Source organism: Myroides sp. 1354 (genome assembly GCF_030324495.1).
Lineage (GTDB): Bacteria > Bacteroidota > Bacteroidia > Flavobacteriales > Flavobacteriaceae > Flavobacterium.
Genome location: NZ_JACAGN010000024.1, coordinates 1 through 19,444, shown reverse-complemented (window position 1 = coordinate 19,444; position 19,444 = coordinate 1). Strand labels below are relative to the sequence as shown.

The following is a 19,444-nucleotide window of genomic DNA, read 5'->3' as shown; positions in this document are numbered from 1 at the left end:
AACTATCTTAGTTAATTTTGCTTTAAATTCAATATAAGAAAGAAAGTTGATATATTCGATGAATTACTATTATGTTCAGTGAAAAATACTTGGTATTAAGACAAAAAGTGATTTAATTTAATTCATACATACATTAAGTATAAACAATTAAATCACTTAGTTATGTTTGAAAAAATAAAGAATTTTTTTGGTATTAATAATACCAAATATTATAATAAAGTAAAAGTAGAAATAATAGGGTACAAAACTATATTATCTTGTAAAACATCAGATATTCCTTCTAGAAAGGTAAAAACTGTTTTTTCCGAAATTTATCAGAAAAATATAAGTTATTAACTACAATTTTATGTTTCATTGTTTTTGGTATATATGTATAAAAAGAAACTTTACTTTTTCCTTTCAATTTAAATGCTTTAATATTTAGTTTTCTTTTCTTTATTGGTATAAACCCAAAATAAGTTTTCATACTAATTTCATGTATAATATGGTCGCTATTTGATGTGTTTATAATAATAAATTCAAGATAAATATCACTTTCATATCTTATATTAAGAATAGGGTTGTATGTTTTTTCTAATTGATAGGAAGTTTCGATTTTTATCATAATTTTTAAAATTTAACACAAATATACTTTTTTATTTTAACAACTAAAAATCCAAATAAACAGCCTAGATTATTTTTGAATCTAGGCTGTTTTTTGTTATTTATAATTTCTATCTTTGCTTTTTACGAAAGAATAAACGTGCTTAATTGCATTATTGCTAAACCGAAATACCACCTCGAATAAAAAAAGCAAATAATGTATATGAGAGTATGCCGATATGGCGTGGCTTGTATTCATTGCTTTTTTAGGGAGTGGTATTCCTAGGTTTAGTGTGTTTGCAATGTCCACGCTTCTTTTATTTATAAACCTAAAATACCACAAAAAATGAAAACAATTACTTACTACATTAAAGAACTACACAAACAAATCAAGTACAATAATACTTAGATTGAAAATTGTTGTTCTTTAATGTTATACGATTAAAGATACCTCCTTAATACCTTTTTGTTATGCATCATATTCAATGATGTTGAATCTAATATTTAATTAATCTTAAAATTTAAACAGATGAACAAAAAAGGAATTATCGTAGGTATATTATCATTATCAACACTTGTATTTGTTGGTTGTAACTCAAAAGAATCTAAAGAAAATGAAACTAAATATGAATCAGAAAGTATTGTTGATGATGCTTCGGATGATATTAGTGAATATGAAGAAGAAACAACCAGTAAAGTAAGTTCAAGAGATATTGATGATTTGCTTGATAGCTATGAAAGCTATATGAATGACTACATGGATTACATGAAGAAGGTCAAGAATAGTGATATGAGTGCTTTAGGTGATTTACCTGCACTTATGGAGAAAGCTGAGGAGTTGGGTGAGAAAATGGATAGAGTTAAATCTGATATGACTCCTGACCAACTAGCTAGAATGCTTAAACTAGTAAATAAGGTTAATTCTATGATGGCAGAAATGTACTAACAAAAAATCCACTTCTTTTGAAGTGGATTTTTTGTTTAAATATGTTGGTACATCTAAATATATAAGTGTCATAAGTTATTATCAACTAAGGTATGTGAAATATCTCGCGTGGTGTTTTCCAGTTTTTGCAATTCGTGAATCAAGAGATCTTTAGCTGCTGTTTGAGGTGTTTCTAACATTTGTAAGTGGAAGCGAATGCCAAAAAGAGTATTGACGATACTATCATGTAGATTTTTAGCAATGCGATTGCGTTCTTTTTTCTTGATGTCCAAGGAAATTAGACTGCGTTCAATAATTAGTTCATTGATGCTTTTATTGGCTTTTCGCTGGGCTTTTACTAATAGTAGTTCTTTATTTTTAATTTTTAAACGAGAGCGAAAAGTGCTGATAATCAGAATAAATAATAAGATTGTTCCAAGGATAATGATGACGTAAATGCGATCTTTGAGGAGGTTGTTTTCTTTTTCAATTATCTCTGTTTCATAAGCAATGCGTGCAAAGGTATTTCTCGTTTGGTTCTCTTGTATTGTTAGCGCTTGTCTCAATCGAATTAATTCTTTTACTTGCAGATGCTTTTGATACTGATCATGGGTCAATAAAAATTCCAAAGCTTCTACTTGTTGAGGAAGCACTTGGTGTTTTGTCGCGTTGGTATAGGCTATTTCGGCCCATGAATTGGCTTGTTGAGGTTTTTGATCCAATAAGTATAAATGAGCTAAATTCATGGCGCTGTAATACATGCGGAAACTATTTCCGAGAATAGAATCATCAGTAAAACTTTGGCGTACCTCTTTGATGTAATCGCTGTTTTTTGTCAGGCGATAATTGCATTGGGCTAGGGTATTTCTCAAAAAAGAGACCAGCATAATTGGGGTGTCTTTTTCGATGTATTTTTGCCCTTGTAGTACATATGACTTTGCTTCTTCAAATTTATTTTGGTTGTAACAGACTTCTGCTAAATTTCCGTAAGCATTGCCAATGGCCATTTTAGCTCGCTTCTCGTCTAGCACTTTGTGTTTGGTCATGTCAAGTAAAATCTGATTCACGGCTCTTTTGAGGTATATTTCAGCTTCCTTGTAGTTTTTTCGTTCCATTAAACACAACCCCAGGAGTTGATTGGCTTCAAAGTTAACGGGATTAAGGGGATATTGATTTAACAAGGAAAGCGCTTGAGAAACTTTGGATTCACTTTCCATATGTAAGCCCATTTCAAACAATAAACGCGCTTGATAAAATTTAGTTTCTCCAATCCTTACAGAATCGTGAAGTTCTTTATAGACGTTTTCCGTTTTAATATAATAATAAAAAGTGCTATCCAATTGATAACTATCGTGATAGTACATGCCTATATTGTTATAAGTACTAGCTAAATGAGGTAAATCATTTTTACGCTTAGCAAAGGTAATACTTTTGTAGGCTAGCTTTCGAAAGTTCACAGAGTCGAGCGTCCAGCGTAGTTGATTTAACGTGCTGTCAATCACACTTCTGTTGTGTGCTGTATTGGTTAAGGTTAAAGCATAGGCAACTGAACTAGAGAGTGCTTTAGCGAGACTATCTTTATAGGTAGTATCATATTGCACAGCATACAACTGATCAATATCGGTTGAGGTGGTTAACTGCTTATTGGTACAATGTGTAAAACTGAAAACAGCTAGTAATACTAGGGAGTATACAAGCACTTGGTCTCTCATAGGCAATAAATGGAACTAGGTAAAGTTAATAAAGTTTTAGTATAAAATCTGTATCGTTTTAACAAACTTCGTAAACTGTCGCTTTTGTAACGAGTAAGAAACGAATGAAAGGAAAATTGAGAGGAGCAATTAAAATAGGAGGGACCGTAGGAAAACCATGGAAATAGTCTAATTTTGTACCAAAGATTAAGAGAATGAAAGAAGCAAAGCAAATCAAGAAAAAACTACATGAACGCAATAAACATCAAGGTTTATATGATTTTGATAAACTGAAGTTAGTTGTTCCTGAATTGGCACCTTTTATTATAAAGAATCCTTCTGGTGTAGATACGATTGATTTTGCACTTCCAGAGGCTGTTGTTTTACTCAACAAAGCCATTTTAATGAAAGAGTATAAAATGACGTTTTGGGAAATGCCTAAAACTAACCTTTGCCCGCCTATTCCTGGGCGTGCTGATTATATTCACTATATCGCAGATTTAGTAGCGGAAGGCAATGGAGGAAAGATCCCAACAGGGAAAGGAGTAAAGGTCTTGGACTTGGGGATTGGTGCAAATGTCATTTACCCCATTATTGGAGTAGCCGAATATGGATGGGTGTTCGTTGGGTCAGAAGTGGACGTTGTATCGATAAAAACGGCAAGTCACATTGTGGAAAACAATCCTCATCTTAAGCAAAATGTTGAAATTCGCCAACAAAGGAGCAAACGCAATATCCTGAAAAACATCATAGGTGAAAAAGAGTATTTTGACGTGGTGATTTGCAATCCTCCTTTCTTTTCCTCTCGAGAGGAAGTGCTGGCTAAAACAACACAGAAACTGAGAAACTTAGGAAAAGAAGTCATTGGAAAACCTGTACAAAACTTCAGTGGTCAAAATAATGAATTATGGTGTGAGGGAGGAGAAAAAGCCTTCATCACCAACTATATTTACGAGAGTAAACACTTTAAAAGACAAGCCGTTTGGTTTACAACTTTGGTGTCTAATAAAGACAATTTAAAACCGCTGCAATCCCTACTAAGAAAATCTGAAGTAGCGGAAGTTCGCGTAATTAATATGGAACAAGGCAATAAGATAAGTCGCATTTTAGCTTGGCGATTTTAAGTTTTTTTTTGTGAGGAAGTTGAGAAAATAGCGATTTCCTCACAAAAAGCGATTAACTCCATTTTTTTTGTAGTAATTCTTCCAATAGCGCTATTTCCTCTGCGTACATCGTTTTCTTTCGAGTGCCAAAATAAAGCGTGTTTTCTAAGGGCTGTATTCCTTCCCAAACCAATTTAATCTTGCCCGATTGTATGCTGTCTTGACATAGAAAATCAGGCACAATGGAAAAGCCTTCTCCGTCACTTAAACAGCGAATGATGGAGCTGATATTGGGAACGATGTAATTGGGACTAAAATCAGGGTGTTGTTTAAAATGAGCCAACCAGAAATTCTTCAAGTGCTCCATATCAGCTGTTGTACTGTACCATAGCTGTTGTTTGAGTAGGGTAACCACTTCTTTTATCTTTTGCTGTGCCAAAAGTTGCTCGATTTCGTTCGTATCCGTTTGATTACCAGCAATGAGAACAAGGCGTTCCTTGGAGAAAGGTGTATAAGTTAAGTTTTGTTGATTTCCCTTTTGAGGAGTAATAATCAAGTCCAATAAACCGTGGTCTAAATCTTGTTGCATTTGCGGATATTCGCCAAACTTGATAATTAAATTAAAAGGAAGTGCAGCAATATGCTCCTCTAAGGTATATTGAAACGTTTCAAAGCACATGCCCACACTGATTGTAGTGCGTTCCGTTTGTGCGCGTTTGTGAAAATGTTGTTCGGCAACTTCTAGCTTAGTAAGGGATTCTAAAACAAAATTGTACAGTATTTTGCCCTTTTCCGTAGGTACCATTTTTCGAGCTGAACGATCAAAAAGTTTATGCCCTGTATAAGCTTCCAAGGAGTTCAAGTGTAAACTAACACCAGGTTGCGAAATAAACAATTCTTGAGCTGCAGCGGATAAAGTGCCCGTCTCATAAATCGCTTTAAAGGTTCTAATCCATTCTAAATTCCAACGCATAAGTATAACATTTATAATACAAAAGTACGATTTAATTCACTACACTTTGATATAGGAAATCGAATCAAAAAACAAGATTACACAAAATTACCAAGATAATTCCCTGTTAGCCTAGTTAGTCAAAAAGGCTTTGATTGCCTTGTTTTATTGGAATTTTTGCTTAGAATCAGTTGTATTTTCTATTAGTATTCTGATATATTGTTATTATATAAGTTATTTTTATAATACATTATAATGATAGAACTTTGCTTCATCAATAATAAAAATAATACAAATGAAAAAGATATTCATTATTAATGGGGGGCAAACCTTTGCGCATTCTGGGGGGTTATTTAATACTACACTTACCACATGGACCAAAGAAACACTAGAGGAATTAGGTCATGAAATACGAGTGACCTCAATTAATGATCCATATATAGCAGTAGAAGAGGCAGAAAATTTCAAATGGGCGGATATTATTGTATATCATACACCGATTTGGTGGTTTCAGCTACCTTATAAACTAAAGCAGTATATTGACGAGGTATTTACGGCAGGACACAACAATGGAATTTATGCGAATGATGGTAGAAGTAGAAAAAATCCCGATATCAACTATGGTACAGGTGGATTAATGCACGGAAAACAGTATATGGTGACTAGTTCTTGGAATGCGCCTCAAACAGCTTTTACGTTGGCTGGAGAATTTTTTGACGAACATACAGAAGATGAAGGGGTGTTGTTTGGATTTCACAAAATGAATCAATTTACGGGTTTGACCAAGATTGAAGGCTTTCACTTTCACGATTTGGAGAAAAACTGCACGGAAGAGCGTTTAGAAGCTTATCGCTGTGATTATATAACTCACCTTAAAAATCAATTTTCAATACTAAACTAAAGATGAAGAATCTCGTGATAACGGCAATTGTAAAAGCCAAACCGGAATATAGAAAAGACGTTTTAGATCTGTTGCTTGATATGGTAGAAAAAACCCGCCTGGAAGAGGCTTGTTTGCAGTATGATTTGCATCAAGATCTTTCAGATGCATCTACTTTTGTTTTTTACGAAGTTTGGAGTGACCAAGCAGGATTGGATCAACATAATCAACAACCTTATATTCAGTTATTTGGTTCAATAATCAATACGCATTTACGGGAATCCCCTCAATTATTTATAACACAAAAAATGTAATATCATGGAATACAGAAAATTAGGAAATACAGATTTGGAATTATCCACCATTACTTACGGTGCATTTGCGATTGGCGGTTCAATGTGGGGTGGCAATGAACAACAGGATTCAATTGAATCAGTAAAAGCTTCCATCGATTGCGGTGTTACTACCTTAGATACAGCTCCATTTTACGGCTTTGGATTGAGTGAAGAAATGATTGGTCAAGCCATTAAAGATTATGATCGAAGTAAAATACAAATTCTAACGAAATTTGGTTTAGTTTGGGATGGAAGTAACCAAGGAAGAGGAGATTATTTTTTTGATGCTGAAGAAGGAGGGAAAAAAATTCCCATTTACAAATATGCTTCTAAGGCGAATGTAATCAAAGAAGTAGAAGAGAGTTTAGGTCGTTTACAAACAGATTATATCGACTTGTTGCAAATTCACTGGCCAGATCATACCACTCCAATTGCTGAGACGATGGAAGCGTTGGATCTCTTAATTCAACAAGGAAAAATACGCGCGGCAGGAGTGAGTAACTACAGCGTTGATCAAGTGAAAGAAGCCCGTCAAATCGTAAATGTAGCGAGCAATCAAGTCGGGTATAGCATGTTAAATAGAGGTATTGAACAAGATTTAGTTCCCTACGCCTTAGATCAAAATGTAGGAATTATTGTATACAGTCCGATGGAAAGAGGCTTGTTGACTGGAAAGTATTTTACAGAGGGGAAACTAAAAGATAATGACCATCGAAATGGATATTTCCAACAGTTTGACCTTCAAAAGGTAAAGGCGTTTTTACATGAGATTACACCTTTAGCTGCAGATAAGGGCGCTACAGTATCGCAATTGGTCTTGAGATGGACGAGTTTACAACCTGGTATTTCAGTGGTGCTAGCAGGTGCTCGTAATGCAACACAAGCTATTGCCAATGCCAAAGCAATGGACCTTGTTTTAACCCCAAGTGATTTAGTATTCATTCAGACTGCATTAGCGAAGATTTAGTACGCATAATCACCTGAATAAAGAAGATAAAAAGAAGAAGACGCGCTAACTACGGTTAGCGTTTTTTTATTCAATTGTTTTAGCATGTGAAATTATGTAATCAATTGATTTTTAATTTATTATTCCTTGTTTTTGTCTTGAGTATGAGGAAAAAATAAAAGCATAATATCCCAACAATATGTTAATTATTATATTATTGACTAGACATTGATGTTTAATCATTAATTTAGTTGAGTAATCAAAAAACAAAAACTATGAAACGATTTGAAGACAAAGTAGCCTTTATTACAGGGGGGAATTCAGGAATAGGAAAAGCAGCTGCCGTATTGATGGCTAGAGAAGGAGCGAAGATTGTCATTGCAGATTTAACAGAGAATAAAGATACATTAGATGAAATAGCCAAAGAGGGCACAGCGGTTCGCTTTGTAGCTTGTAATGTTTCTAAGGCGGAAGAGGTGAAGCAAGCGGTTCGAGCGACTGTTGATTTTTTCGGAAGTTTGGATGTGGCAGTGAACAATGCGGGAGTAGTAGATAGTGGTTTGTTGCATGAAAAGCCAATTGAAGAATGGCAACGTGTGTTGGATATCAATTTAAGTGGAGTTTTTTACGGAATGAAGTATCAAATTGCTCAAATGCGCAAACAAGCCACTGGAGGAGCAATTGTCAATGTGGGGTCTATCATGAGTCAGGTAGCTGAATTGGGGATTGCGTCTTATGCCTCTTCAAAGCACGGATTAATCGGGCTGACCAAAGTAGCAGCTTTAGAAAATGCAGTAAACCATATTCGCGTAAATACGATTGGACCAGGTTATATCGAAACTCCCTTGTTAATGGACAATGCCTCCCAAGAGTCGCGCGCGTATATGGAGTCTAAACATCCGATGAACAGATTGGGAAAACCAGAAGAAATTGCCAAGGCAATTTTATTTATGGCTTCGGAAGATGCGAGTTTCTGTACAGGTACTTATTTACCCGTAGATGGAGGTTATTTGATTCAATAGTTTTTTTAACTTGCAGGTATGAAAACAAAACATGTACAAGAAGTACCACTTAGAAGAAAATTAGGAGTAGCGATGGTTGAATCTTACACCAAAGCCTATGAAAAATCCCAGCGATATTTTGCGACCTATGATCTTACTTCTCAACAATACAATGTTTTATCCATCTTGCATAAGGCAGGGAGGCCAATGTCAACCTCTGATATCCTCGAACAGATGATAGAAAAGAATGCAGGAGTTTCTCGATTAGTTGATCGGTTAATCAATAAGAATCTCGTAGTAAAAGAAGTAAATGCTGTAGATAAACGATTGATTGATATTAGTTTGACAACAAAAGGAGAACAGCTTTATCAAGAGGTTACGCTTCATTTGTCAGCGGTGGATTTGGTTTATAGCACGCTGACGGATGCAGAAGTAGAAACATTGATTTCGTTATTACTCAAAATAAAAGAAGATTAAATTGAACTAAATTTAAAAAATAAGGCCCTGAACTGAGATTTAGCTCTCCATTCAGGGCTTTTGTATTGTATGCGGATAGTGTGTTATTTTTTTCGTCTTCCTTAATTAATTTTTGATGCACATTTTGACTGTCCTCTCCCGTGTAATGAATGGCAAGAGTACAACCTGTAGGAATGGCAAAGAATTACTTACAGCAGCATCACTTCCCTCTAGTCGTTAATCCTGATGAAAGTAAAACAAAAAATGATTTTTTTTACTTAATTTTTCTTTCTCAATAATTGTAAATAAAACAACTTTTACTTTAGGTAGCCTTATTAAATTTTTGCCCACACATATTATTCTAGGTATTTTTACGTTTTAATAGATAAATTATTTACGCTTTATATATGCTAATAGAAAAATATACTCAAAAATTTAATGAATGAAAAACACAATTATTTTATCTGTCACCTTACTAACATTTACTTTATCAAGCTACGCACAAAGCGAAACAAATACAATTGAAAACCAATTTAATACATTAACGAGTCAGTCTAATAACTGGCAAAATTACAAGGTAGTAGAAAAAAATAAATTACAACATTTACAGCAAAGCGTAAAAGATTCGATAAGTAGCTTACAAACTACTATCCAACAAAACAAAAAGGCTCTTATTGAACAAAAAACGTCAATAGATTCTTTATCCAGTCAATTACAAATTCTTCAAAAAGACTTAGCAAGTGCTGTCGAGCAAGAAAACAATCTTGATTTTATTGGGATTAGTACGCATAAAAGTACATTTAAAATCGTCGTTTGGTCTATTATTCTAATTCTACTGTTGATTTTAGGTATTTTGTTTACTCAGTTTAAGAAAAGCTTTACCGATACTAAAGATGCGCGTAAAAAGCAGATAGAGGCAGAAAGCGAACTAGAAGAATACAAAAAATTAGCGTTGGAGCGTGAACAAAAAATTAGAAGACAGCTCCAAGATGAAATCAATAAGAATAAAAGAAGCTAACAAAATATAGAATAATAGCATATAAAAGCCTAAATTTATTTATAATTCATCAGAAGTCAATACGCTATATTGACTTCTGATGAATTATTATGAAACTAATCGTTTTAACTAAAGCATATTTCCAGTTAAAACAGATGGCCATAACTTATCTGGACACGAAGGGGATGGTATCTTTTAATTCCTGTCATTTTATCCAAGAAGGGTACAACTTTGACTGCAAATGAAGTCAATTTCCCTAAATATCTATTTAAGGCTCATTCACTTTTATTAAGGTGAAATGAATAGTCAATAGATTTTAGTATGTTTTTTTGCTTAAAAAATGGAAAAATTAGCTGTGTTTTTTGTAATTTTAATATTTAATTTTAAATATTAACTTAAAAAACCAAAAACACTTTACATGAAAGAAAATAGCTCTTTATTTGAACAATTAGAGGCATTAAGAGGACATGATCACTATCCTTCACCTGAAATCAAAGATTATTTAATCCAACTGTATTTACCTACGTCAGTATCTGATTTAGCTACTAACCTGTCCAACATCACTTCTCAGTTTTACGCTTTGCAGTTACAGTCTATCGGGGCCACCTATGGCGTGGATCAGATTCGAGTACAATCGGATAAACTCTTTTATCAATTGGGGCTAGCAAAAGCTGAACAAGCTGTGGCAAAAGATCCCATGATAACCCGCGATTGTAGGGCGTTAATCTTAGTTGTTATCTCAGCCATTTATACTTCAAGTCCAGAATTCAAGTTTTCAGTTGAAGCATTTACACCGAATCACGCTGCGATTGTATTGAGAGGAGTGGATCGCTACCATAGAGCGGCAAAAAAGTACCAAATTGATTCCTATTTGTCTTTTCCAACGTTGTTGCCTTTTATGGAGGGAGTGAGGGATTATTTTCAATTCGAAAATATGAGTATCCAAGCCTTTCCTTCTTCTTACGATGAGAATTCAACTATTGAATGTGTGTATTCCTTTAAAATAGAGTAGACGTATGATGAAACAAATACAGCATTTTATTGGAGAAACAGATCCATATTTGTTTGACTTAAAACATTTGACTATAAAAGAATCAACAATGGAATATACCGTTCCTAGTGATTCTTGTTTAGTTTTTAGCGATTTTTATAAAATTACTCAAATCGCTTCTTCTTTGGGGAGTCTTGCATTAGCAAAAACGATGGATGTTACGGAAAAAACATATTTTTTAGGTGAAAAATTGAGAATTCGAAAAATTGATAATCGCAGTCTTGATAAAGGATTAAAGTATTGTGCAAGAAGTATTGAGTATTCTAGTCGAAAAGGAAAATCATTAGTTGATATTTTGGATGAGCACAATCAGCTTGCTTATACTTTTGAACTGGATTATTTTATTTTTTCAGAAGATTCGTTTTATCGACTGTTTAAAAACTATGCAATAACACATCATGAACCTTCAACAAGGACATCCTTAACTGTTGAGAAAGTTGAAATAGAGGAAATTGAATCCTCTTTCTTTCGGATTGTGATTCAACCTTTTTCTAAGGAAGACTGTGCAGGACATTTTAATCAATATCCTATTGTGGCTGCTGTTTTTGTTGTGAAGCAATTGCTATGCGCTATTGAGCAGTTTTTTGAAGTTAAAGGAATAGGTTTGGAACAAAAAAAACTAAATGTAGACAGTTTAGAAATGTTTCTTAATGTAGCAGTACCTATTGATACAGTGTTACATTCAAAAATATACTACCATCAGATAGCGAAGGAGAGTTATGTATTTGTATGTCCAGTTTGTGACGATACAACGGAGTATGGTAATTATTTGATTACAGTTAACTATTCTTTCTTGTAGATTAACATAAAAAGCGGATTCAGTATTAGGTGTTTTTTCTATCTACTCTTAGCACTTCGTTTTTTTATTTTGAGAGAAAACGTAGGGGTGAATGGCAATTCGCCCTATGACCTGAAGATTTATTTCGAAAGACACAAGGGATTGCATATTCTAAGCGCTTTCCTTTTGTCGGGGTGGCAGGATTACCTCCCTTTGGTCGGTGTTCCTCTTGAAAGGAGAGTTATACCAAATGAAAGCTTCGCTTCGCTCGTATGCTTTTTTATGTTTAAAATTATTCAAGTAAAACTTGATAATTTCAACCACAAAAAAAGCTCTAACCTTCGTTAGAGCTTTCCTTTTGTCGGGGTGGCAGGATTCGAACCACTCCTTGTAAATATCTTTAAATCAATTAATTGTCTTGTTTGTAAAAAACCAACTCACCTAATAGCTCACCTTAGTAAATTAGGTTAAAATCAAATATAATGATTTTAAATGTATTAAAAAAGTACTAAAAAGTTAAATAATAACCTGTTTTTTTGATTGATGGAAGCGAATATTTTAGAAAAAATATTAGGTTTAGCCTTTGTTTGTTTTTGTTTTGTTTTTTGGTGTTTTGTTGTGTTTATTTTATATTATTATTTAACTAATTTAATTTGATGTATTTTGTTGTGAAATGACATGCTTGTTATGGTATTATTGTGTTGTCGGGGTGTATATTTAGCTTTAATTATGTGTTTTTAGATTGAAATAAATAGACTTTTGTCTATTACAAAATATTTTTTTACTATGAATGTTTAGGTAATTGATTCTTATATCTTCACTTTATGTATTTTATGTTCAAATAATTGTTTTCTTATATTATAAATATTAATAAAGTTTTTATCTCCCTTATATTCCTCATTGCCATTTGCAAAACCTTCTTCTGTAATTTCATCTGGATAACAATTAATTACAGGTATAATAGAAGACTTAAACATATATTTTACGTGATCTATTAAATTGATGTCATTAATTTTTAATATTTTAAATAGTAAATCAATTTCTTTAGGATTAAATTGAAAATTGCCCATAGGAAATAAATGAATCGTGAAATAAGCACTATTAAAAGAGTGTTGTGATTTTTCTTCTTCTTGTTCCAGTTCCTTAAGCTCTTTTTGCATTACTAATATCTTATTTGTGCTATCATCAATTTTCTCTTTTTCTTTAATGATCCATTCAACAAAGGTTCCTTCTTCTTTAGTGTAATTAATTTTTTTATTAAAATCATAATTATCATATTGTTCTATGTAGGTGTCAAGAAGATTTAAAACTTCTAATATCTTTTCTTGATTTTCTATATTTTGATAGTACTCAAGTAAAACAGTTAGTGTAAATAATACATTTTCAGTGTGTTTTATTGATTTAAAGTAAGATAATGTATCATTCACATTGTTTAAGACATTTGATAAAAATGTATCAGGAAGCTTTAAGTTTGTGATTCTGCGTACTAGGCAATCAAAGTGTATAATGAAACGACAGTATTTTATAGTACATATGTGATACGCAAAGTTTGAATTACCTTGTTTTGTCTGATGGCAAAGCTCTTCATATTGTTTACTAATTTCACCAAACTGCTGTTCTGCATATTCTACTTGATTTTGAACTAATATTGTAATTAAGCTAGAAATAAATTGTTCTGATGTATAATCAAGTAGTTCTATTTTAGCTAGGTTTTTAATATAATTTGTAGCTCTTGGATTGTTAATGAGTTTATGAATCGCTTTTTCAAATTTTATAGAAATATTACCAGATGTATACATTTCACTCCTTAACAATTTTATTTCATCCAATTGTTGGTGGAGATATATTGTTCCATCCTTTGTAAAGGAGTTTGCTATATCTTCATATTGAGTAGTAGTAATAAAATTTAAGGTTTTTTGGAGGTTGAAATACATAAAAAGCAAGTATTCTTTTAGAGTAGGTTCTAACAGATTGATTTTTCTATTTGCTTGTTTAAGAAAGTCTATTGATTTTAAAAACTCTCCTGAATAGTAGTAAGATACGCCAACAACAAGGTTATATATGGCGGATCTATCGTTTAAATGTCTTGTTTTTTGGTGTAAAGAAATAATAGTATCCCATTTGCATTGGTCAATTAAAAGAATGCCAATTTCTTCAATGCAAGAAACAATTTCTGATTCAGAAATGACATTGTAATTGAAATCAGTAAGGATAACATCATTTTTTTTAATTGCTCCGAAATTTTCAGCAAGTAAAGCATTTGTTTTTCTCAATGAAATACCATCAGAAAAAACAATTCTATATATTTCATCTATAGAATTGCTATCCAATTTGTTTTTAAACTTAATAGTATGGTTAGCTTGCTCTTGCCACTTAGGATTACTATTTGTTAGATAATGTATTACTTCTTTTAATGTTACAAAATAAATTGCATTCTCCTGGTTAATGTAGAAGCCATAGAACCCAGGTTGTCCATTATTTAAAAGATATTCAATATTACTTGTTTTGATACTTTTACTGTAAGATCCATCAATATTTTGCTTAGTGTTTTCTGTACTCTTGAGTTGAAAATTTAATCCAAAACCTGTTATTTTACTATTAGCCTTAAGTTCAAGTCTGAAATCAATTCCATTATCAATAGTTTCTTCTTTAACTACAAATCTGTGAGGATCAAATAAAAGGCGAAAGTAGTTTTTAGACTTTATTTCTAATTGTATATTTCTTGAATCATTAGGTAAATTCCTATTATTAATATCATGTTCCATTTTAAGACTAGGATTTATTGTCAAGTTCGTTTAGTATACTTATGTTACTCTTGTCTAAGTAGTTTTTAAACAAATCAAATGATTTTAGATACCATTCTTTAATCAATGTAATACTATCATCTTTTTCTAAGTAACTATCTAATTGGTCTTTTATATATAGTGAAGCTCCTGTATCTATTTCTATTAGTGTGAGTTCTTTTGGATACTCTATGTTTATAAATTGCTTGTATAAACTATGATTTCTTTCAATAAATAAATGTGTACTCAATTCAACTGTTTCAAATTCGATAGAATACAGCATTTCTGAATAACCATCACCTTTTAGTATGTTCTCTGTTAGATTACAAAAACGATTAGACCGTTTAATTTCTCCCCAATTTTGATTACTATTTCCTTTTGTCTTACCAAATCTTGTTTCAAAATCTTGTTTAGAGTTTTCAATATATGTTAAACCAATCTCTACTGTTTTTTGTAAAACCTTTAGAGCATTAATATTTTCGAGTAATAGTTTTGTGTCTTGTGTCATTTTCTGTTCTTTTAGAAATAATATATACTCATTTATGTAATAATTACGTGTTGTATAATGAATTAAAAAATCTGCAATCTCATACCATCTATATTGTTTGAAATTGTAATTAAGGATGTTCTTAGGGGCATAGTTTTTAGTGATATAAAGTAATGTCTTAGTTTTATTTGGATAATGTGTTTCTAAGGCTACTTGATATCTCTCAAGTTGTTTATATCCTTCTTGTGAATTTACTTTGCATTCAATAAAAACAATATTGTCTTTACCTTCTAATACTATATCAATTCTACAATCAGAATATTCTTGATGTGTATTGCTAATATTTTTACTTATTTGAGTGTTTATACTATACTTGTCATTTGAAAGCTTTAAAAAGGTATAGAGGAAGGCAGTTTTTAAATCTTCGTTTCCTTTTAGTAATCCAACAAAGGATTCTGTGTTAAAATCTTCAAGTAATGTTTTGTTCTTCTTTTCTTGAGAATCATCTCGTTTGAAAAGCTTATATAGATTATTGTACATTATATATTGTAATTTAGTTAAGTGTTTTTTGAGTGAAAGATTCAATTAAATTAGATATCATGTATAATGCTTATAATCTTATTATTCTCAAAATTAAATGTTATCTGTTCATATTTTTGTTTTGATTGTATTTCCATATTATCTGATTTGGGATAGTATTTTATTCCAATACTCACAGAGGGTAAATTCATATCCCAAGAGGATCTTATTTTAAAATCTTTTCCAAGTAATTGTTGATGTGAAGAATTTAGATATTTTATAAATTCAGAAATATTGATAATATTATTTTTTACTAATTGATTTGTGTATTGTAAAAAAATGATATTTGCATCAAGGTTTTTTATAACATCATCTATTTTAGATTTATTACAAGAATTGATGAAATCTCTTATGATTTTTCTTGGTGCTTTTTGTTCTTCTTTGATAGCTGCTTTTTTGTTATTTTGAAAATTTGAAAAATCATTATTTACTAATTCAGAAACTTTACTGTATCCAAAAAGAAAGGCTTCTAGAGGTGATTTGTATAATCTATCTTGTAAAATTTTAGTATTATTATCTTCATTCTTTGTTTTGAAGTTATCTATTAATACAAACCCTTGTTCTTTAGTGTTTTCATTAAAGCTTTGAGTAATATTTATATAATAATAATGTTCTTGATTTTCAAATAAGACCTTAATAATAGGATTGAATTTTTTAGTTTTTAAGGATGATTTTTTTACAAGATATTTAGTCTCATTTAAAGGATTTTCTATAGCTTTTCCATAAACATTTGGAGAATACTCAGACTGATATCTTGAGATTTCGATTCTAATCTCTTTTTTGCCATTTTCAATATCTGTTATGTATTCATAGCCCGGGAAACAGTCTAGTATTTTAGAATCTAGTTCCCATTCTTCATAGTCACTTGTAAAGTCAAGCTGAAAATTAGAGTCATATTCTCGAATATATATCGGGAATTGAAATTTCTGTTCAATAATTTTATCTTGTATTACTTCAATATCTGATTTACGATTTATTGTTATTGATATAGCTGTTTCAATCATTATATATGTTATAATTAGTTTATGTATTGGCTTTGTAGTCTGCGAGATCGCATAGCGTAAAATTAAGGAATTAAATATTGGTCTACTATTATACTTTGTTGCTAATAAGGCACTTGAAATTTTCTATGATGTTTACCTATCGATATTGATTTAGATAAATCAATATCGATAGTCTCTTGTGTTATTGTATTTAAAGCAAAAAATAGACTCAATCTTAAAGGGAGTAGTTTTTTAGCATTTTTGTCAATTTGAATTAAAAAACTAAGGTAAAATATTATTAATTAAAGTTATTAGGGAGTTATTAACTAAAATAAATATAGGAGTATTCTATAGCCAAAATAAACTAGTACTATTAAGTAATTGATTATTTATATATTCAGAAGAAATTTGTATATCAAATAAATCATTATACTGGCTTTATTATTAATAGCAAAGAATTTGATTTAATTTTAGATCTTGAATTATAGATTATTACTCATGAAATTAATAAATACTTTCGGATTAAAGAATTACCGCGTTTTTGATAATAGTAAAGGATTTATGGAAGAATTTACATCCATAAATCTGTTAACAGGATCTAATAATTCTGGTAAAAGTTCTATTGTCAAAGCACTTCAGATGTTGAAAAACAGTATAAAAGAATCAAAATATCCATTTAGTCTAGATCTTAAAAAGCAAGAACATTTGTTAGGAGATTTTGATAATCTTCTGTTTGATAAAGAGAATAGGAGTATCGAAATAATTCTTCCCTATACTTTTTTTGGATTAACGAATTTTAGTATCTCCCTTTTATTTGAAGCTCAAAGTGAAAAGAAAGGGAGTTATAATGCTGTATTAAGAGAGTTTCAAGTAGTTGATAAAAAAGATAACAAAATCTTGTATTCATTTGTATATAGAAAAGCAACAGAAGAAGAAGAAATTGATTATAAGATAGATTTTGAAAAAAGACGTGCTGAAGAAGAAGAAGAATTAAGAAGTGGAAAAAGAAAAATACGATGGGGTATACCTCCTAGATATAGCCCTCTAGTGGGGTATATAGAGTGGTCAATTAATTTAGATAAGATTAGAGAAAATATATCGTCTTTAAAAGAGGTATACAATAATTATTTGGAGGATAAAGTAAGTTGGAGGGGGCAGAGCTTAGAAGAACTAGATAAGATAACGAGAGATCATGGTCTTGTAGCCTCTTTATTTATTAATTGTTTTAAAGAGGATCTTTCTACTGAAGAGTGGGATGCTTTTCTTACAAAATTAAGTAAAGAAGAGACACAGATAACAGGAAAAGCCCCTATTGAAGAAGATGACTTTATAAGTGAAGAAGATTTTATTGAACCACCAAAAATAGAAGATCTTTTGTATTATCAAGCAAAAGAAATTTTAAGTAAAAACCTCCAATGGGAGGCCTTAAAAGAAAATAAAGACAATTATCGTATTATAGAAGATTATTTTATGAATAGCTGGGAAAATCTAGTTCAAAGGATTTCAGCTATAAATTATATATCTGCTATAAAAGAAGAAAATGTAAGGAGTTATAATGCTTCTTCTAATTCACCTTTTGTTGATTTGTTAAAGCGTTTTGAGGTTGTTGATATGAACAGTGATTTTGTAAAGAAGTACCTTGAAGCTTTTGAAATAGGGAGGGAGATTCAAATTGAGATTAATCCTAAGTATCAATCCATCTTAGTTTCAATTACAACATTAGATGATGTGAAACGTGATTTAGTTGATTTTGGATATGGAATAAAACAGCTTATTTTAATTATAATGCAAATTAGTGTTTTAGCTCATGAAAATACTAGAAATGAATATGGATATGATGACGAGTATTATATTCGTTATGCTCCAAGTCTACTTATTATTGAAGAGCCAGAATCTAATTTGCATCCTAAATGGCAATCTTTATTAGCAGATATGTTCACAGAGGCTAGTAATAAATTTAATATCCAAATAATTATTGAAACGCATAGTGAATACTTAATAAGAAAATTTCAAACATTAGTAGCTGAGAAAAAATTAAAACAGCAGGATGTAAAAATACTTTATCTAAGAGGGATAAATCAAACCATTCAAGGGAAAAAACAAATTGAAAATGTGCTCTTTGGTGATGATGGGAGTATAGATTTTAAGATATTTGATGGTGGTTTTTTTGACGAAAATTACAAACTTGAACTAAGTTTATTAAATATTCAGAGAGATAGTTTCTTAACTGAACTTAAAAAATTTAAGCAGAGTCTTGTACAAAATAAAGATACTATAGATAAGTTACAAACAAAGATTGATGAATTTGTAAAAGAAAAAGATATTACAGTCTATAGACAATCAGTTCTAAGTCGATTCGATATATCAAAACTATCAGGAGTGAGTGTTGATTATTTAATTTCAGGTCAGTTCCTACTTGGTACTAATAATGGTTCTGTAGACTACTCTCCAGTTATCATTCAATATGGAAGAGTTATTGAAAATGAACTAAAACAGATCTTCCAACAAATCAAACCTAACGCTACTTGGTTGTTTGGAAAAATGCAAGCATCAATGGAGAAAAAGTTATTAGGATCTACATTGATTAAAGATTGTTGTAATAATAAAGAATTGAATTTATTAGGTACCATTTTACAAACAGAATTTAAGAATACAACTAGTTTAAAAGTTAATCTACTTGATAATTTACGTAATGATAGGAATTCGGCAGCTCATCCAGGGCAAACTAAAACAAAACAAGAGGCTTTAGATTACATTCAAAAGGCTAATGATTTTTTAGATAGTTGGATTTTAGAAAAGAAATAAATCTATAAATGGCATAATAATTTTATGAATTAAAGGGAGTGTAACACAAACTGTGTCAGTTTCCGTTTCCTAGCTTTGGGGCTTAAGCCCCAAAGCTAGGAAACGGAGTT

General features: G+C 31.2%; 17 protein-coding genes. 11 read left to right on the top strand and 6 right to left on the bottom strand.

Features of this window, described 5'->3' with window-relative positions:
* Positions 1–280: 280 nt before the first annotated feature.
* The gene (locus tag HX004_RS16755) at positions 281–604 is read right to left on the bottom strand and encodes a hypothetical protein (RefSeq protein ID WP_286443868.1); all 324 of its coding nucleotides are present in this window, start codon (positions 602–604) and stop codon (positions 281–283) included.
* 507 nt (positions 605–1,111) lie between these two features.
* Here HX004_RS16755 and HX004_RS16750 point away from each other — a divergent pair.
* Positions 1,112–1,528: a DUF6591 domain-containing protein gene (locus HX004_RS16750; RefSeq protein WP_060873108.1), complete on the top strand. Its 417-nt coding sequence runs from the start codon at positions 1,112–1,114 to the stop codon at positions 1,526–1,528.
* 68 nt (positions 1,529–1,596) lie between these two features.
* On the opposite strand, the gene HX004_RS16745 is transcribed toward HX004_RS16750, so the two are convergent.
* Complete coding sequence (locus tag HX004_RS16745; protein ID WP_286443866.1) at positions 1,597–3,219, bottom strand: histidine kinase; 1,623 nt, start codon at positions 3,217–3,219, stop codon at positions 1,597–1,599.
* A gap of 194 nt (positions 3,220–3,413) precedes the next feature.
* On the opposite strand from HX004_RS16745, the gene rlmF reads away from it, so the two are divergent.
* Positions 3,414–4,322 (top strand): 23S rRNA (adenine(1618)-N(6))-methyltransferase RlmF, encoded by a 909-nt coding sequence (gene rlmF / locus HX004_RS16740; protein ID WP_286443864.1) that lies wholly within the window; start codon positions 3,414–3,416, stop codon positions 4,320–4,322.
* A gap of 52 nt (positions 4,323–4,374) precedes the next feature.
* On the opposite strand, the gene HX004_RS16735 is transcribed toward rlmF, so the two are convergent.
* Positions 4,375–5,274 carry a LysR family transcriptional regulator gene (locus HX004_RS16735; protein WP_286443862.1) on the bottom strand — a complete coding sequence of 300 codons (900 nt, stop codon included), beginning with the start codon at positions 5,272–5,274 and terminating at the stop codon, positions 4,375–4,377.
* A 274-nt stretch (positions 5,275–5,548) separates the two neighbouring features.
* Here HX004_RS16735 and HX004_RS16730 point away from each other — a divergent pair, with 274 nt between their 5' ends.
* The 8 genes from HX004_RS16730 to HX004_RS16695 all read left to right on the top strand — a co-directional run bounded on the left by HX004_RS16730 (position 5,549) and on the right by HX004_RS16695 (position 11,718).
* Positions 5,549–6,154, top strand: coding sequence for an NAD(P)H-dependent oxidoreductase (locus tag HX004_RS16730; protein WP_286443861.1), 606 nt, complete (start codon positions 5,549–5,551; stop codon positions 6,152–6,154).
* 2 nt (positions 6,155–6,156) lie between these two features.
* On the top strand, positions 6,157–6,447 hold the full coding sequence (locus HX004_RS16725) for a putative quinol monooxygenase (RefSeq protein ID WP_286443860.1): 291 nt from the start codon (positions 6,157–6,159) through the stop codon (positions 6,445–6,447).
* A 4-nt stretch (positions 6,448–6,451) separates the two neighbouring features.
* The gene (locus tag HX004_RS16720; protein WP_286443858.1) at positions 6,452–7,435 is read left to right on the top strand and encodes an aldo/keto reductase; all 984 of its coding nucleotides are present in this window, start codon (positions 6,452–6,454) and stop codon (positions 7,433–7,435) included.
* 254 nt (positions 7,436–7,689) lie between these two features.
* Positions 7,690–8,436, top strand: a complete 747-nt coding sequence (locus tag HX004_RS16715) for an SDR family NAD(P)-dependent oxidoreductase (protein WP_286443857.1) — start codon at positions 7,690–7,692, stop codon at positions 8,434–8,436.
* 18 nt (positions 8,437–8,454) lie between these two features.
* A complete protein-coding gene (locus tag HX004_RS16710; protein WP_286443856.1) occupies positions 8,455–8,892 on the top strand; it encodes a MarR family winged helix-turn-helix transcriptional regulator in 438 nt (145 codons plus the stop codon).
* A 421-nt stretch (positions 8,893–9,313) separates the two neighbouring features.
* A complete protein-coding gene (locus HX004_RS16705; RefSeq protein ID WP_286443855.1) occupies positions 9,314–9,889 on the top strand; it encodes a hypothetical protein in 576 nt (191 codons plus the stop codon).
* A 397-nt stretch (positions 9,890–10,286) separates the two neighbouring features.
* A complete protein-coding gene (locus HX004_RS16700; protein WP_286443854.1) occupies positions 10,287–10,880 on the top strand; it encodes a hypothetical protein in 594 nt (197 codons plus the stop codon).
* 4 nt (positions 10,881–10,884) lie between these two features.
* Complete coding sequence (locus HX004_RS16695; protein WP_286443852.1) at positions 10,885–11,718, top strand: hypothetical protein; 834 nt, start codon at positions 10,885–10,887, stop codon at positions 11,716–11,718.
* Between the two features lie 788 nt (positions 11,719–12,506).
* Here HX004_RS16695 and HX004_RS16690 read toward each other — a convergent pair.
* The 3 genes from HX004_RS16690 to HX004_RS16680 are packed head-to-tail and all read right to left on the bottom strand — an operon-like array spanning position 12,507 to position 16,550.
* Positions 12,507–14,462, bottom strand: a complete 1,956-nt coding sequence (locus HX004_RS16690) for a DUF4365 domain-containing protein (RefSeq protein WP_286443851.1) — start codon at positions 14,460–14,462, stop codon at positions 12,507–12,509.
* Between the two features lie 7 nt (positions 14,463–14,469).
* Positions 14,470–15,507, bottom strand: a complete 1,038-nt coding sequence (locus HX004_RS16685; protein WP_286443850.1) for a PD-(D/E)XK nuclease family protein — start codon at positions 15,505–15,507, stop codon at positions 14,470–14,472.
* Positions 15,508–15,557: 50 nt separating this feature from the next.
* Complete coding sequence (locus tag HX004_RS16680; protein ID WP_286443848.1) at positions 15,558–16,550, bottom strand: hypothetical protein; 993 nt, start codon at positions 16,548–16,550, stop codon at positions 15,558–15,560.
* Positions 16,551–17,027: 477 nt separating this feature from the next.
* Between HX004_RS16680 and HX004_RS16675 the strand changes: the two genes are divergently transcribed.
* Complete coding sequence (locus HX004_RS16675; protein WP_286443845.1) at positions 17,028–19,334, top strand: AAA family ATPase; 2,307 nt, start codon at positions 17,028–17,030, stop codon at positions 19,332–19,334.
* The last annotated feature ends 110 nt before the right edge of the window (positions 19,335–19,444 follow it).

Bases quoted from the DNA above. Each gene is read 5' to 3' on its own strand.
- HX004_RS16700 (WP_286443854.1), top strand. From the start codon at position 10,287: ATGAAAGAAAATAGCTCTTTATTTGAACAATTAGAGGCATTAAGAGGA.
- HX004_RS16715 (WP_286443857.1), top strand. From the start codon at position 7,690: ATGAAACGATTTGAAGACAAAGTAGCCTTTATTACAGGGGGGAATTCA.
- HX004_RS16750 (WP_060873108.1), top strand. From the start codon at position 1,112: ATGAACAAAAAAGGAATTATCGTAGGTATATTATCATTATCAACACTT.
- HX004_RS16745 (WP_286443866.1), bottom strand. From the start codon at position 3,219: ATGAGAGACCAAGTGCTTGTATACTCCCTAGTATTACTAGCTGTTTTC.
- HX004_RS16725 (WP_286443860.1), top strand. From the start codon at position 6,157: ATGAAGAATCTCGTGATAACGGCAATTGTAAAAGCCAAACCGGAATAT.
- HX004_RS16720 (WP_286443858.1), top strand. From the start codon at position 6,452: ATGGAATACAGAAAATTAGGAAATACAGATTTGGAATTATCCACCATT.
- HX004_RS16685 (WP_286443850.1), bottom strand. From the start codon at position 15,507: ATGTACAATAATCTATATAAGCTTTTCAAACGAGATGATTCTCAAGAA.
- HX004_RS16690 (WP_286443851.1), bottom strand. From the start codon at position 14,462: ATGGAACATGATATTAATAATAGGAATTTACCTAATGATTCAAGAAAT.
- HX004_RS16705 (WP_286443855.1), top strand. From the start codon at position 9,314: ATGAAAAACACAATTATTTTATCTGTCACCTTACTAACATTTACTTTA.
- HX004_RS16675 (WP_286443845.1), top strand. From the start codon at position 17,028: ATGAAATTAATAAATACTTTCGGATTAAAGAATTACCGCGTTTTTGAT.
- HX004_RS16730 (WP_286443861.1), top strand. From the start codon at position 5,549: ATGAAAAAGATATTCATTATTAATGGGGGGCAAACCTTTGCGCATTCT.
- HX004_RS16695 (WP_286443852.1), top strand. From the start codon at position 10,885: ATGATGAAACAAATACAGCATTTTATTGGAGAAACAGATCCATATTTG.
- rlmF (WP_286443864.1), top strand. From the start codon at position 3,414: ATGAAAGAAGCAAAGCAAATCAAGAAAAAACTACATGAACGCAATAAA.
- HX004_RS16680 (WP_286443848.1), bottom strand. From the start codon at position 16,550: ATGATTGAAACAGCTATATCAATAACAATAAATCGTAAATCAGATATT.
- HX004_RS16755 (WP_286443868.1), bottom strand. From the start codon at position 604: ATGATAAAAATCGAAACTTCCTATCAATTAGAAAAAACATACAACCCT.
- HX004_RS16710 (WP_286443856.1), top strand. From the start codon at position 8,455: ATGAAAACAAAACATGTACAAGAAGTACCACTTAGAAGAAAATTAGGA.
- HX004_RS16735 (WP_286443862.1), bottom strand. From the start codon at position 5,274: ATGCGTTGGAATTTAGAATGGATTAGAACCTTTAAAGCGATTTATGAG.